Here is a 14112-nt window from a genome sequence, read left to right on the forward strand (position 1 = left end):
CTCCCTCTCCCTCTGGGAGAGGGCTGGGGTGAGGGTCTTCCTGGATGTGGAGCACGAGAGCGGAATGGATCGGCCGCGCCCCGAAGACGTCATCCTGATCGTTCCCCACAACTGGGGGACGCTGGAGATGACGATACCGGAGTGGATTGCTCGTGGTCCGGGGCTGCGGCCTGGAATCCAGCCGGTCGCCGCCAGGCATGCACGCACGGGGAAACCGCTTCCGTTGCGTGTCCTGCCCTTGCGCTACAGGAATACGTGGTTCTCGAGATGGCTCATCCGCGTGGGCGTCTTCAGCGACCCCTGGCCGAAGCTGTGACCCTCCACTTTGTTGGTGTTCCATCTCAGGGGCTCTTCAGTGCAGGAGCCCCTCGAGCCGTGTCTGGACGAAGGTGTCCACGACGCCCAGGGTGAACACCGCCATCTCTCAGTAGAGGTAGTTCAGCGCGATGACGTCGTATTGGCTGAACTCGCCGTTCGCGGTCGAGCTGAAGCAGGAGTTGAAGAGCGAGTTCGGATCGCTGAGCGGCGTCCCGGGGATGAGGATGGCACCCACGCCAGCGGTTCCCTCGGTGCCGGCGCCCGAGCCGCAGCTGATGCTCCGGTCGTAGTAGTCCGTGTGGCGTATCCCGATGGCGTGGCCAAGCTCGTGGGTGATGACGTGCTCGTTCAGGTCAACGCTGTAGCTCTGCAGTCCGGTGCCGATGTTGATGGTGCCGTAGGGCCTGCCGCCCGAGGGGAATCCCGAGGAGCCGCCGGCGCCGGCCATGGTCTGCGCGGTGATGTTCGCGGTGCAGCCGGTGGCCGGTCCCCGCGCGAACATGATCCGCAACCCCAGGACGTTGTAGTTCTGGATGGCCATATCCAGCCCCTGGCTGAGGCGGGTGTAGCTGGTGAACGCGGAGGTGGGATTGATGCAGATCTTCGTCACGCTCGTGCTGACGAGATTGGTCGTACTGAAATGCTCCTTGCTCCCCTCGCCGGGCTGGAGCAGCTCGCGCGACGCCTCGAGGGTCACGTGAGCGTCGTTCCCCACGAACACCTGCCCGTCGTGGACCTGGATGTCGCCGGCCGGAAAGCCAGCCTCGATCAGGTTGGAGACGACCTCTTGGCTCTCGGCCTCCGGGCCGGCTCCGCAGCCGGCCAGCACCGCGCCGCTCACCACGAGGACTGCCGTTCGCTTGAACATTTTCATTTTCCCTTGAGGACTGGAGTTGGACGCCCTGCTCACGAGCAACCCTCGGGCCAATACCCGGGCACTCCGGAAAACAGGTATTTGCTGGTCAGCGTGAGGTGGGCCCTGGTGCATGGATGCACCAGCCGTCCTGGGACTTCTTGTAAGGAGTCCTGACGTTTCCTGGTGAATCGCCCGTTGGCTCAAAGGGTTGCGCGCACGGTGCCCGGATCGTCCGAGTCTCGGACGCTCACTCCTTCCAGAGCATCTTCCACGGGTGCTTGCGCAGATCGGACAGCAGGGTCTTGAGGTCGTCGTACACCTGCTTGTCCTTCTGCAAAGCACCCACCGTGCCCTCGCCGGCCTCGATGCGCGCGAGCAGCCGGTCCGCCTTCGCGGCCATCTGATCGAGCTTCTCGCCCGCCGCCGTGTAGCGCTCCAGCGCCACTTTCAGCCGCTCGCCATCCTTCGCGTCGAGCCCGCCCGTCACCATCGACAGCCCGTTGAGTGTCTTCGCCGCCGAGCCGGAGAGGCCGGGCAGCTCGCGCTTCATCATCGCCGCCGTCTCCGCCGCGTCGCCCAGCAGCCTGGCCCCCGTGCCTCCGGGCTGCATGGCCTCCCGAGCGACCTTCGCCAGCATCCGCAGGTCCTTCGCCGCCGCGGTCAGATCGCCCGTCAGGCTCTTCAGGTCGCCCCGGTTGTCACTCAGCACTCCGGCCAGTGTGCCCGTCAGCCGGGACAGGTTGGTGGCCAGATTGCGCATGCCCTCCGGATCCTCCGCGAGCGCGCCGCTCGCCACGTCCAGGAAGGCCGAGAGCTGCTGGGCCACCAGATCCAACCGGGGCGCGTCCGTGCCCCGCAGCGAGCCCCCGGATGCGGGCAGGGGAGGGGAGGACGCGGAGCCCGGGTTGAGCTCCAGGTACGGCTCGCCCAGCGGCCCCACCGTGGCCACCGTCACCCGCGTGTCCTCCCGCAGCGCCACCATGGCCTCGGGCTTCACGGAGAGCCCCATCCGCACCGGCAGCGGCCGGCCCTGCGTGTCCCTCCGGTCCGGCTCCAGGTGGATTTCCTCCACCCGGCCCACCACCACGCCGCCCAGCTTCACCGGCGCGCCCTTCACCACGTTGCCCGTGTGGCTGAAATCCACCGAGAGCACCGTGTCGCGGCCCATCGTCAGCTCGCCCATCAACCACAGCAGCCCGAGCACGCCCACCAGCGCCGCCAGCACCAGCGCGCCCACCTTCATCTCCAAGCGACGCTCATCCATCCGATGCGCTCTCCAGGAAGGGCGCCGTCAGGGCCCTCAGCTCCGGCTCCGAGGATGCCAGGAACGCCTCCGGTGTGCCCAGGAAGGCGCAGCGCCCCCCGCCCACCACCAGCACCCGGTCCGCCAGCGTCCGCAGCAGCCGGTAGTCGTGGGACACCACCAGCGCGCCCAGCCCTCGTGCCTTCACCGAGGCGAGCACCTCTTCCACCTGCGCCGCCGCCCTCCTGTCCAGGCCCGTGGTGGGCTCGTCCAGCAGCAGGTACTCCGGCCGCAGGGCCAGCGCCCGGGCGATGGCCGCCCGCTTCTTCGCCCCGGGGCCCAATTCGGTGGGTAGCCGGTCCGCCGCTGCTTCCAGCCCCACCCGCGCCAGCGCCTCGTGCACCGCCTCCGGCGAGAGGCCCGGGGCCGCCAGGGCCACGTTCTCCCGCAGCGTCCGCCAGTCCAGCAGTGCCGGGCCCTGCACCAGGTACGGCGCCCGCTGGCGCAGGCCCCGCAGGGCGCGCTCGGGCATCGTGTCCACCCGCTCGCCGAGGAGCTCCACCCGGCCCGACTCCGGCTTCAGCAACCCCACCGCCAGCCGGCACAGCACGCTCTTGCCCGCGCCACTCGCGCCGGCCACGAAGGTCAGCTCTCGCGTGGACAGCTCCGCGCTCAGCCCCGTCAGCACCCGACGGCCAGACTCGAACGTCACCCCCACGTCGGAGAAGCGCAGCATTCCCGCTCACACCCCCAGCGCCTGGAAGCCGAGTGCCACCACGAAGGCGATCAGCAGGCAGCCGAAGCACGCCGCCACCACTCCGCGCGTGGTGGCCTCGCCCACCGCCTCGGCGCCTCCGCGCGCGGACAGGCCCGCCACCGCCGCCGCCAGGGGAATGTAGAGGCCGCAGCCCGCCCCCTTCGTCAGCCCCGCCAGCACGTCCCACCCGTCCACGAACCGCGCGTCCATGAAGGCCGTCCCGTCCACCCCGAAGGCCCAGCTCGCCGTGGCCACCGCGGACAGCGTCGCCGCCATCGTCCCCACGATGCACAGCAGGGGCACTCCCACCAGCCCCGCCACCACCCTCGGCGCCACCAGGTCCGCATACGGGTCTCCGGCGGACATCTCCAGCGCTTCCACCTGCTCGTTGACGCTCATGGTGGACAGCTCGGCGCTGTGGCTCGCCCCGCCGCGCGCCGCCGCCAGCAGAGCCGACACCACCGGGCCGAACTCGCGCACCAGCAGCTCGAAGTAGGGTGGACCCACCACCGGCAGGTTCCCCGTCACCTTGCGCGCCTGGCTGTCCGCGAACGTCACCAGCACCGCCCCGAAGAAGGCCATCCCCGACATCACCAGCCACGTGCTGCGCGAGCCCGTCTCGTACAACTGGTGCAGGCACTCGCGCCAGGATAGGCCATGACGCACGCTCGCCCGCACCGTGCGCGCGAGCATCAAGGCCGGGGCTCCGATGAAGGCCAGGGGGTTCATGAGGGGGCGGGGATGCTACCAGCCGGGTGTGAACACTCGAAAGCATGAGTAGAGCGGCTGCGCGGTCTTTTCTTTGAATCCCGGGAATTCAGCATCAATCTCTCCGCCCCCCCGCAGCCCTTCAAGAAGGCAGGAATCATGGACAAGAGGTTTGGAGCCTGGGCCGTCTCCCTCATCGTCACCGCGTCGCTCGCCGCGTGTGGCCCCGCCGAGGACACGGACGTTTCCCACGAGCCCGTCGCACGGAGCGAAGCAGCGCTGTCGGGGGCGGGCTGGAGCGTCCTCCAGGCCGGCGGCCCGGCGCCGATCCGCGGCATCATCCGCCGCTCCGATGGATGGCTGCTCGGTCCGCGCAGCAATGGACATGAGATCGAGGTCTGGGCGAGCAGCAACAACGGCGTGAGTTGGTTCCGCCACGGCTCGGTGGCCAACAACGCGGCCGTCGATTTCGGCGATGTGACGATGCTCCGCGTCCCCGGCACGACCACCATCTTCTGCGCCTTCCGCGAGCACAGTAACGGGCAGTTCCGCGTCACCGTCACCCGGAGCGACAACGACGGCAACAGCTGGGTCTACGACAGCACCGTCGTCGGACCCGTCTCCCGCTTCGTCGGCGCGCCGTTCCTCTTCATCCGCGGCAATGGCGACCTCCAGGTCTATTACGACTCCGAGCCGCTGGCCGCGGCGAATGGCTATCCTGGCCACCAGTGGATCGCCATGCAGGGCCGCAATGGGAAGACCGGACCCTGGACGGCGTATGGCGTCGTCACCGTTTCGCGCGAGACGGCGGCCGGAGCGATGTCCCGCGAGGGAATGCCCACCGTGGTGCAGCTCGGAGGGGATCGCCTCATGGTCGTCAACGAGGGGGTCGAGCCCTTCACGACGGGAGGCGTTCGCGCCAACGTCGTCAATTCCATCCAGTCGTGGGACGGCGGGAGGACCTGGGATTACTCGCTGCGCCGCACCGTCTACCGGGCGCCCATCCACCCGGGCAGCGGACGGCGCTACAACGCCTACGTGCCCTCCGCCATCCGCGTGGGTAATGGCCCCGTGGGTGTCGCCTTCTGCACGGACGAGAACAAGGGCACGACGCCCGATCTCGCGAGCACGCCCCCGGAGCAGCGGCAGTGCCACGTCGGGTACGTCAGCACGACCACGAACTTCGAGACCTGGTCGGGCGCGAGCGCGATCTGGACCGGGAGCATTCGCAACTACGCACCCGGCCTCTTCGAGCGCAGCCTCAATGACATCATCGTGACCATCGATGCGTTCGCCGGAAACCAGCGCGTGATGCGCAGGCCGTGAGTCCTCACGGGCCGGGGGATCCAGATGTCCGCCCCGGCTTGTAGACTCCGTGCATGCCCGACGAATACCGCTTCTTCGTGGATGGACGTATTCCCGTGCTCAAGGTGCACGACGAGCCCCGGCCCGGCCCGGCTGTCATCGTCCTGCATGGGCTCGGCGCGAATGCCGATACCCAGCGCGGGGAGTTGAACGCGCTCGCCACCTGGGGTCTGAGCGCCGTGGGCGTGGATGCCCCGCACCACGGCGCCCGGCGGGACGGATGGCTCGATGAGCTGGCGTGGATCGGCCAGCCCGGGTACCACGCCCGCCTGCTTCACGCCATCCGCGAGGCGGCCCACGATGTCTCCCGGGTCATCGACCACGTGGCCTCCGAGGGCCACTGGCCCATCGGGCTCGCGGGCATCTCGTTCGGCGCGTACACGGCGCTGACCGTGGCCGCCAATGACTCACGGGTCCAGGCCACCGTGTCCATCCTCGGCTCGCCGGACTGGACTCCTCGCGAGGGTCCCATCACCGATGAAATCCGCTGGCTGATGCAGTACGCGCCGGTCCATCGCCCGTGGGATTGCGCGCGCCACCCGGTGTTCCTGCTCAACGCGGGCCGTGACGGCGTGGTCCCGCCGCACTGGGCCCGCGACTTCGCCCACGGGGTCTGGCAGTGGCACCCCGGGTTGCATGTCGAGCATTACGAGTACCCGGAGTCGGATCACATGATGCGGCAGGAGGACTGGGACGACGCCTGGCGCAGGGCGCTCGGCTTCCTCCGGCGCACCCTGTATCGGGAGTGAGCAGGCACATCGCGCGTCAAAGGTGATATGCGGGGCCCCATGTCCCGAGACGTTGAGCTCCAGTGCCGTTGCGGAAAGGTACACGGTTGGCTGCGCGATGCGGCGCCAGACACGGTGAACCGCATCGTCTGCTATTGCGATGACTGTCAGGCGTTCCTGCACCACCTCGGCCGCGCCGAGTTGCTCGACGCGCATGGCGGCTCGGACATCGTGCAGGTCGCGCCATCGACGCTCTCGTTCGATCGGGGCCTCGAGCTCGTCACCGCCGTGCGCCTCACGCCCGAGGGCCTCTATCGCTGGTACGCGAGCTGCTGCAAGACGCCGCTCGGCAACATGGTGTCACCGCAGATGCCGTTCGTCGGGATCGTCACCGAACTGTTCCAGCAGGCGCTGAACGCCCTCCCGTGTGACGAGGTCTTCGGCGCGCCGCGCGGTGGGGTCCTCGGCAAGTTCGCGATCGGCGAGCCGCCGCCCGGGTCGGTGAAGCTGAACGTGCGCCTGATCGCGCGGACGATCGCCAAGGTGCTCGGCTGGAAGCTCCGTGGCAAGGTGTGGCCCCATCCGTTCTTCGACCGGGCGAGCGGCAATCCGAAGTACCCGGTCACGGTGCTCTCCACCGCCGAGCGTGACGCGCTCCGCGCGCTGTGTGGCCCGCGTCCCGCTCGCGCGTGACCACAGTTGAGCCGGAGGCAGAATTTTCCTAGATCGGGTGGCACACCACTGAATGGAGTGTGTCACAGATGAGGAATTTGATTCGCAGCCTGCCGGCGACCCTGACTCTCCTGCTGCCGGGTCTCGCCACCGCCGAGACGACCTGGGTCATCACCGCGTCCGTGCCCGTGGTGGGAGCGGGCGGTGGCTCCGTGTATCACCAGTTCACGCTGAATACCGGCGTCTGGCCGGTGGCGCCGGGCCACGCGGCGGGTGTGGCCTATACCTGGGACGGTTGGCGGACCACGAACTGGGGCACCTTGCAGTGGAAGTACAACCAGTCCAACACCTACGGCTCCCAGGACGAGGTGTGGGCGGGCAACTTCAACATCCCGCCCTGGGTGAGCCCCATCGTCATCGAGTACGCCATCTACGTCGATGACGCGTCCGGCGCTCGGACATGGAACAACAACGGCGGTTCGAACTACGTCTGCGCCCCATAGGGGATGCCGAGCCTGGGGCCGCAGGCGCCTCTCACCGGGTCGCGCAGTACATGGTGCGCGAGACGACGGGGGATTGCGCCCCGCTGCTGTCAATCACCTTGTAATAGACGATGATCTGCCGGGTAGCGGTGGTGCCGCTGGTGACCAGGGGGCAGTAGGCGCCCCAGGAGGTGCCACCCTCCCTCCAGGGATTGGCGTTCGTGACGCCATTCTCGATGTAGACATCCTGCATGAAGTGGGTGTAGCCGCCCGTGCCGCCACTGCCGCTGCCAGTGCAGGAAGCGGAATAGGGGATTTGCGTGCAGGACAGGTTGGCGGTGGGGCATCCCTGGGTGAAGGTGAAGCTCTTCGATGTGGAGCCCGTCGCGCAGGTGCCGGGAGGATTGCCGGTGCTGTCATAGACAGCGGGAATGGCCCGCACCTGGAAGGTGTGCGAGCCGCAGCTGATCCCGCTGTCGTTGAAGCTCCAGGTGCCAGAGCGGTTGGAGTCGCCCTGGAGCGTCTGGTCACCGCGCCAGACGCCATCGACGTAGAACGACAGCTTCACCCCATTGGCGGGGTAGGTCACCGACCAGTTCCCCCCGCCGGACAGGACTCCACCCCACGAGCTCATCCCGCCGATGTTGAGCGTGGTGACGCTGGCTCCGGCGCAGTCCAGGGCCGACTCCTGGGTGCCCAGGGTCTCCCCGGCTGGAGTCAGCTCCACCTCGCCGGGCATACCGCCACAGGCAGACAGCATCGAGCCAGACAGCAATGCACAAAGGACAGAGCGGAGCATGGGGTGGATGTCCAGGATGGAGATGGACTACGGGTTCCAGCAGTTCGCGGGCTGATCGCTGATGTGGACCCAGAAGCGCATGTCATTGCGCACGTTGCCGTACGCATAGAAGTTCCACCCGCCGCCGTCGTGGAACTGGGCCATCCGCCAGCCGCTTCCGAAGCTGGCGGCGCAGATCTGATCGGCGACGGCCGCGCTCGTCAGGGTGAGCCCCTGGACAGGGGGAGTCGTCGTGATGTGACCGTTCGCCCATCCGGTGTACCAGTCCGCGGGCAGGCCAGCGGGCGCGGGCGAGAAGTCCTGCTTGATACAGAGGATCGGCAGCGACGCGGTGCAGGACGTATCTCCGGAGTAGGCATTGCAAAAGATGCCATTGTCACAGCCCACCCAATCCGCACCATTCGTGGAGAAGTGACTCCTCTTGATCCACGTCATGCCTCGGCCGCCAGAGGCCTCCGCGGGAAGGGCAAAGAAGACAGCGACCAAAGCTCCAGCCAGCATTCGATTCACGCCAATCCTCCGTGTTGAGGGTGGCATGAGGTAACACGGGAAGTGGCAGGATACAAGTGAATTCGCGTAAAACCGACCATTCTTGATTTCGTTCAAAATCAGCAGTGGCTGAGCTGCCTGCTGCACCAGGGAAGCGGAACCTCCTATTGCCCCTGCTGTGCCGCGAACTGGAGTGAATGGTTGCAGGAGCGCAGGACGATTCCCCTCTCACACGCCGGATCGAATGCCTGCAGGTACTCGTTGTGAGCCTCGTGCTGCGAACGCTGGCAGTAGAAGCACGCGAGGTTCGCCTCCAGCCCCACGTGCTTGCAGTCCACGCGCGTCCATCGGCGCTCATCCGTGTAGGTACACGGCTCGGGGGTCTGCCCGGGGAGGGCGGAGGGGGCTCGGGCGGGCAGGGTGGAGGCCACGGGCTCTGTCACTCGCAGGAACCGTTCGCAGAGCGCTTTCTCCGGTACGCCCTCGGCCCGGAAGACGACTCGGCATTCAGTCCAGCTGTTGTCCCATTTGAAGCACCTGCTCAGCTGTGCCAGGGGCGTGCGGCAATCGGCAGGATCGTTACTGGTGACCGCGCCCGTGAGGGTATTCCCGCTCGAGGCCTCGAACAGCAGGCGGAATACGGCCCATCCGAGGCAGAGCCCGGGGATGGACAGACCCGCGATGAGAAGCCAGCGTTTGCGTTTGGATGGCATCAGCTCAGCCACATGGCCAGCGTGGTGGTGAGCAGGAAGTCCAGCAGGAAGATGGCTCCACAGCCGTGCACCACCGCGCCCGCAGCCGCACGGCCCACCGCCCGCGCGCCTCCCCGCGCCCTAAGTCCCACCGCCGTCGACACCAGCGCGATCGCCAGTCCGAAGGCGCTCGCCTTCACCATGCCGCCCAGCACGTCCGTCGCGTGCAGCATCTGCTCGAAGCTGCCGAAGAAGGCTCGCACCGGCAGCTTCAGCGTGAAGAAGGCCGCCACCGCCTCGAAGAGCACCGCCACCAGGAAGGTGAGGGCGGACAGGCACGACACGCTCAGCGTCATCGCCACCACGCGCGGCGCCACCAGCACCGCGAATGGGTCCAGGCCAATCCCGCGCAGACCCTCGAGCTGCCCGCCCACCTGCATCGTCGCCAGCTCCGCCGCGTTGCGCGCTCCCAGCCTCGCCGCCATCACCAGCCCCAGCAGCAGCGGGCCGAACTCCCACAGCACCGCGTACCCCGCCGCCCACCCGAGAATGGCCCTCGCTCCGAAGCGCTCCACGTACAGCGATGTCTGCACCACCACCGTCGCCCCCGTGAGCGCCGCCGTCGCCAGCGCCAGGGGCAGCGAGCCCCAGCCGAACTCCTCCAGCCCACGCAGCAGCTCGCGGCGATCCATCCGCGCCAGCCCCAGCACCGTGCGCGCCAGCACCAGCGCCACCGACCCCACGCCGCGCACCGCGCCCAGCGCCTCCTGACCGAGCCACGTCAGCGCCGCCGTCACGCGAGCGCCTCGTCCGTCCGCGCCTCCACCCCGGGGGCGGGCGGGCCGTCGTGGACGAGCCGTCCGTCGCGCAGGTACAGCCAGCGGGACAGGGGGAGCTCCGGTGGGGCCTCGGGCGCGGCGACCACCAGCGAGCCGCTCCCGGCCACCTCCAGCAGCACCCGCGCCACCTGCCGCGCCGTGCCCGGATCCAACCCCGCGAAGGGATCGTCCGCCAGCAGCACCGAGGGGCTCGCCGCCAGCGCCCGGGCGATGCCGGCCCGCTTGCGCATGCCTCCGGAGAGCCGCTCGGGCAGGGTGTCCGCGGCCTCCGCGAGCCCCACCGCGCGCAGCACCTCGTCCGCGCGGGCCTCCGCCTCCTCCCGGGGAACCCTCCGGCGCTCCAGGGGCAGCAGCACGTTGCGGCGCACCGTCAACGAGTCGAAGAGGGCATCCGTCTGGAACACCATGCCGAACGCCGCCTGGCGCGCGCGCTTGCCGGCGGGCGGCATCCGGGCCACGTCCTCGCCATTCCAGAGGGCCCGTCCGCTGGCCGGCGTCACCAGCCCCGCGAGCGCCTTGAGCAGCGTCGTCTTTCCCGCGCCCGAGTGCCCCAGGACGAGCACCCGGCTGCCGGGCGGAAGGGCGCAGGTCACCTCCTGAAGGAGCGACCGTCCCCCCTGCTGAATCGAGAGCCTGTCCGCGCGCAGCTCCATGTCACCCCGGGCTCAGGGAGGGCCCCAGCGCACCAGCGTACCGTTCTGTCCCGCGGCCCACTGCTCCCGGGGACTGATGGCGTCGAGCGACTGGAGCACCTGGCTCTGGGGGTAGGGCTCGCTCCAGGCCGTGCCGTCGAAGCGGTGGAGGAACGTGCCGCTCTGGTTGGAGAGCACGTAGACGGCACTGGGGTGGAAGGCGGCCACGTCCAGCAGCTCCAGCGTCGCCGAGCCACCGGGGGGCGGCAGCTTGCGCCACGTTCCCTCCTTGCGCTCGAGCACCAGGCCGTGCTCGCCCACCGCGTAGGCCAGCGAGCCGTCCACCACGGACACGCCTTGCAGGTAGCCCGTGCCCACGTCCGCCGGGAGATCCTCGCCCACCCACAGTCCCGAGGTCAGGTCGAGACGGTAGGCGCGGGGCAGGGGGGCGGCGCCAGGCTCGAAGTTCTCGGCGCCCACGGCGAGCAGCGTGTCCGGGCCCAGGCCGTGGATGCTCCGCAGGCTCGCTGGCAGTTGTGTCGCCACCACCACCGGAGGAGGAGTGCCCACCGGCTCCCGCCATTCCCACCGCAGCACATGGCCGGTGCTGGTCACCGCGTACACCGTGGTGGTGCCGCTCCGCTCGAAGCCCACCATGCCGGTGACCCTGCCCGGCACTCCGCTCACCGTCCGCATGGCGCAACCCGAGGTCAGCGGATGGACGCTGGCGAAGGTTCCCTCCGCCGTGCCGACGAAGACGCGCCCGTCGCTCGGCCGGGCCCACGCCACCTTCCAGTGGTTCGCGGGGCCGCACTCCGAGAATTGCGTCACGGAGGCGCCGTTCACGTGCGCGAGCCAGCCGTCCGGGCCCGCGAGCCAGGCCTTCCCCAGAGCGTAGGCCGTCACCGCCTCCCACGCCGTGCTCCACAGTGTCTGCGTCCTCCAGGCATGCGTCGCGCAGACGCCGTCCTCGTCCGTGACGCCGTCGCAGTCGTTGTCCAGCCGGTCGCACACCTCGGTGCCTCCGCGGAAGCGCGAGGTGTCATCGCAATCGTCCGCGGCGGACTTCGCGCCCGTGGGCGCCTCGCAGGACAGGGACTCGAACGTGCCGGCGAGCCCGTCTCCGTCTTCATCCGCGTACCACGTCACCGGGGCCTGCGTGCCGTTGCACTCCGCCCCGGCTTTCGCCGCCGAGCACGCCCAGGTGCCCTCGCAGCCGAGCTCCGTCCTGCACGTGGTGCCCAGGGAGAAGTCTTCGTCCTCCGTGCCGTCGCAGTCATCGTCCTTCCCGTCGCAGCGCAGCTCGGCCGCGGCCGGGTGCACGCTGGGGTCGGAGTCGTCGCAATCCCCGGCCTCCATCACCGTGCCCGGGGGCGGCACACACGCCATCACCACCCGGGAGATGTCGCCGTACCCGTCGCTGTCCGCGTCCACGTAGTAGCCGTGCTTGTCGGGCGCATCCTGCTCGTCACCGGAGCAATTGCTGTCCTTGCCGTCGCACGTCTCCGGGGCGCCCGGGTACACGGTGGCGTCGGTATCATCGCAGTCCGTGCCCTGGCTGGTCGCGCTCGCCGCGACGAAGCCGTCTCCGTCCAGATCCTCCGCGCGCAGATCCAGGTACACCGCCGTGGTGCCGCTCGCGGGGACCTCCACCTGCCGCGTGCTCGTGGCCACCACTGGTCCCGCGCACGAGCCCTCGTGGGCGCTCGCGATCACCTGGAGGCGCTGGCTCCAGTCCGCCTTGCGGAACACCGCCACCGTCTTGGCGTCGCTGTTGCGCTCCTCCACCGCGAGCTGCTGCGTCTCGGAGCGGCTCACATCCGCTTCATCCAGTGCCGTCACAGTCAGGCACCCCGGGTGGAACGTCGCGTAGAAGATTTCCACACGTACGGCGCCCGCCCCGGCCTCCGTCCCTCGACAGCCGCACAGCGCCAACATTCCCAACGCCAGCAGGAATAAACGCATCGTTCGGGCATTCCCGGGCGCGCCGCGCCCCACTCGAAAAGTCTTCGTCCTTCTCCCCATTAGCCCGATGTGCGATGCAGCGTCCAGAGAGGTGGGTTCCCGTGAACGTGCTCGCTCGGGTCCCATGAATAAAAAATCGGGCCTGTCGTCCTAGCCCGTCCCGGAACATCTTCCTTCGCCCGACCATGCATTTGATCCGTTCCGCCGTTGTCGTCCCCGTGTGTGCCTGGCTCGCTCTATGTGTGCCCGAAGTGCGCGCCCAGGAGCAGCAGTCCGTCCCGGGGCCTGGAGCCGGGACCCCGGCCGCCGAGCAGTCCGCGCCCACGGAGGAGCCGCTGACGCTGGAGCGCGCGGTGTCGCTGGCGGCCGAGCGCAATGAGACGGCGCTGACGGCCCAGGCTCGCTCCGAGGCCGCCGAGGCGCGTGTGGCCCGCGCCCGCGCCTTCTTCTTCCCGAGGCTGAACGCCAGCGCCACCTATACCCGGCGCCTGCAGGACGTGGTGCGTCAGGTGGGTGGTGAGGAGGTGGTGGTCCAAGCGCGCAACGCCTTCTCCGGCAATGCCACGGCCACCGTGCCCCTCTTCGACGCGCGCGGCTTTCCGCTCCTCCAGGCGGCGAACCGGGATCGCGAGGCGACGGCGCTGGACGCGGTGGAGGCGCGCCGGCAGGTGTCCTTCCAGGCCGCCACCGCCTTCCTGTCCACGCTGGGCCAGCAGCAGGTGGTCCAGGCCGCCGAGCGCCGGCTCGTCTATGCCCGCCAATCCCTCGAGGAGGCGAAGGCCCGCGCCCAGGCCGGACTGGCCAGCACCAACGACGTGACGCGGGCGCAGTTGGACGTTGCCACCGCGGAGGCGAGCCTCGCTGACGCGGTGGGTCAAGCCGAGACGAGCCGGTTGGAGCTCGGCTACCTGCTGGTGGCGCCCGTGGAGGGCCCGCTGGCGGCGCCCGAGACGCTGCTGGGCGAGGCCTCACGGCCCGTGGAGTCCTTTTCGCTGCTGACCGAGGGGGCCCTGGAGCGCCGCCCGGACATCCTCTCCGCGAAGCTCCGGGTGCGGCAGCAGGAGGCGCTCGCGAGCGAGCCGCTGGCCCGGCTGTTCCCCACGCTGTCGGCCACTGGCGTGTACTCGCTCACCAACGAGGCGGGCCTCGCCGGCCGCAACTGGAATGCCTTCGTGTCGGTGAACCTGGGCTGGTCGCTCTTCGACGGAGGCGAGCGCTACGCGGATCGCCGGGAGCGGCTCGCCCTGGTGCGGGTGCAGCAACTGGACGTGGCGGCGCGGACGCGGCGGGTGGACGTGGCGGTGGACCAGGCGAACGTGTTGCTGCGCACTGCCCAGGCCGCGCTGAACCAGAGCCAGGTGGCCTTCGATGCCGCCCGCCAGAACGCGGAGGAGACAAGCATCCTCTATCGACAGGGGATTGCGTCCTCCCTCGCGTTGAGCGATGCGCAGGTGAGGCAGTTCGAGGCCGAGGTGGCGCTTGCCCGGGCTCGCTATGCATTGGGGTCCGCGCTCCTGGAGCTGCGGGCCGCCGTCGGACTCGATCCGCTGGGGAAGGAGCCGTAAGT

Annotated in this window: 16 protein-coding genes; 6 read left to right on the top strand and 10 right to left on the bottom strand. The window is 69.2% G+C overall.

The features are described from left to right. Positions 1-28: 28 nt before the first annotated feature. Positions 29-316 carry a hypothetical protein gene (locus BO221_RS25960; RefSeq protein ID WP_073563172.1) on the top strand — a complete coding sequence of 96 codons (288 nt, stop codon included), beginning with the start codon at positions 29-31 and terminating at the stop codon, positions 314-316. Between the two features lie 108 nt (positions 317-424). Here BO221_RS25960 and BO221_RS25965 read toward each other — a convergent pair whose 3' ends face one another. The 4 genes from BO221_RS25965 to BO221_RS25980 form a co-directional block, all read right to left on the bottom strand. After that, complete coding sequence (locus BO221_RS25965) at positions 425-1186, bottom strand: M57 family metalloprotease (RefSeq protein WP_073563173.1); 762 nt, start codon at positions 1184-1186, stop codon at positions 425-427. 235 nt (positions 1187-1421) lie between these two features. After that, positions 1422-2438 (bottom strand): MlaD family protein, encoded by a 1017-nt coding sequence (locus tag BO221_RS25970; protein WP_073563174.1) that lies wholly within the window; start codon positions 2436-2438, stop codon positions 1422-1424. Next, positions 2431-3153 carry an ATP-binding cassette domain-containing protein gene (locus tag BO221_RS25975; RefSeq protein ID WP_073563175.1) on the bottom strand — a complete coding sequence of 241 codons (723 nt, stop codon included), beginning with the start codon at positions 3151-3153 and terminating at the stop codon, positions 2431-2433. Before BO221_RS25975 ends, BO221_RS25970 begins: the two co-directional genes overlap by 8 nt. A gap of 6 nt (positions 3154-3159) precedes the next feature. Continuing rightward, complete coding sequence (locus BO221_RS25980; RefSeq protein WP_043391393.1) at positions 3160-3903, bottom strand: ABC transporter permease; 744 nt, start codon at positions 3901-3903, stop codon at positions 3160-3162. Positions 3904-4041: 138 nt separating this feature from the next. Here BO221_RS25980 and BO221_RS25985 point away from each other — a divergent pair, with 138 nt between their 5' ends. From BO221_RS25985 to BO221_RS26000, 4 genes are all read left to right on the top strand, one after another. Continuing rightward, the gene (locus tag BO221_RS25985; protein ID WP_073563176.1) at positions 4042-5208 is read left to right on the top strand and encodes a sialidase family protein; all 1167 of its coding nucleotides are present in this window, start codon (positions 4042-4044) and stop codon (positions 5206-5208) included. 53 nt (positions 5209-5261) lie between these two features. Next, complete coding sequence (locus BO221_RS25990; RefSeq protein WP_073563177.1) at positions 5262-5996, top strand: dienelactone hydrolase family protein; 735 nt, start codon at positions 5262-5264, stop codon at positions 5994-5996. 39 nt (positions 5997-6035) lie between these two features. Beyond that, complete coding sequence (locus BO221_RS25995) at positions 6036-6668, top strand: DUF6151 family protein (protein ID WP_073563282.1); 633 nt, start codon at positions 6036-6038, stop codon at positions 6666-6668. 68 nt (positions 6669-6736) lie between these two features. Next, positions 6737-7150, top strand: a complete 414-nt coding sequence (locus tag BO221_RS26000) for a hypothetical protein (RefSeq protein ID WP_073563178.1) — start codon at positions 6737-6739, stop codon at positions 7148-7150. Positions 7151-7181: 31 nt separating this feature from the next. Here BO221_RS26000 and BO221_RS26005 read toward each other — a convergent pair whose 3' ends face one another. The 6 genes from BO221_RS26005 to BO221_RS26030 form a co-directional block, all read right to left on the bottom strand. Beyond that, positions 7182-7928 carry a hypothetical protein gene (locus BO221_RS26005; RefSeq protein WP_143195679.1) on the bottom strand — a complete coding sequence of 249 codons (747 nt, stop codon included), beginning with the start codon at positions 7926-7928 and terminating at the stop codon, positions 7182-7184. 27 nt (positions 7929-7955) lie between these two features. After that, positions 7956-8363, bottom strand: coding sequence for a flagellar hook-length control protein (locus BO221_RS26010; protein WP_233166260.1), 408 nt, complete (start codon positions 8361-8363; stop codon positions 7956-7958). Positions 8364-8581: 218 nt separating this feature from the next. Continuing rightward, a complete protein-coding gene (locus BO221_RS54010) occupies positions 8582-9130 on the bottom strand; it encodes a hypothetical protein (RefSeq protein ID WP_143195680.1) in 549 nt (182 codons plus the stop codon). Continuing rightward, positions 9130-9906 carry an ABC transporter permease gene (locus BO221_RS26020; RefSeq protein WP_073563181.1) on the bottom strand — a complete coding sequence of 259 codons (777 nt, stop codon included), beginning with the start codon at positions 9904-9906 and terminating at the stop codon, positions 9130-9132. Before BO221_RS26020 ends, BO221_RS54010 begins: the two co-directional genes overlap by 1 nt. After that, a complete protein-coding gene (locus tag BO221_RS26025; RefSeq protein WP_073563182.1) occupies positions 9903-10601 on the bottom strand; it encodes an ABC transporter ATP-binding protein in 699 nt (232 codons plus the stop codon). The genes BO221_RS26020 and BO221_RS26025 overlap by 4 nt, the downstream gene beginning before the upstream one ends. 12 nt (positions 10602-10613) lie before the next feature. After that, a complete protein-coding gene (locus BO221_RS26030; RefSeq protein ID WP_073563183.1) occupies positions 10614-12545 on the bottom strand; it encodes a putative metal-binding motif-containing protein in 1932 nt (643 codons plus the stop codon). Positions 12546-12787: 242 nt separating this feature from the next. Here BO221_RS26030 and BO221_RS26035 point away from each other — a divergent pair, with 242 nt between their 5' ends. After that, complete coding sequence (locus BO221_RS26035; protein WP_369865600.1) at positions 12788-14110, top strand: TolC family protein; 1323 nt, start codon at positions 12788-12790, stop codon at positions 14108-14110. The last annotated feature ends 2 nt before the right edge of the window (positions 14111-14112 follow it).

Source organism: Archangium sp. Cb G35, assembly GCF_001896145.1.
In the GTDB taxonomy this organism is placed as follows: domain Bacteria; phylum Myxococcota; class Myxococcia; order Myxococcales; family Myxococcaceae; genus Archangium; species Archangium violaceum.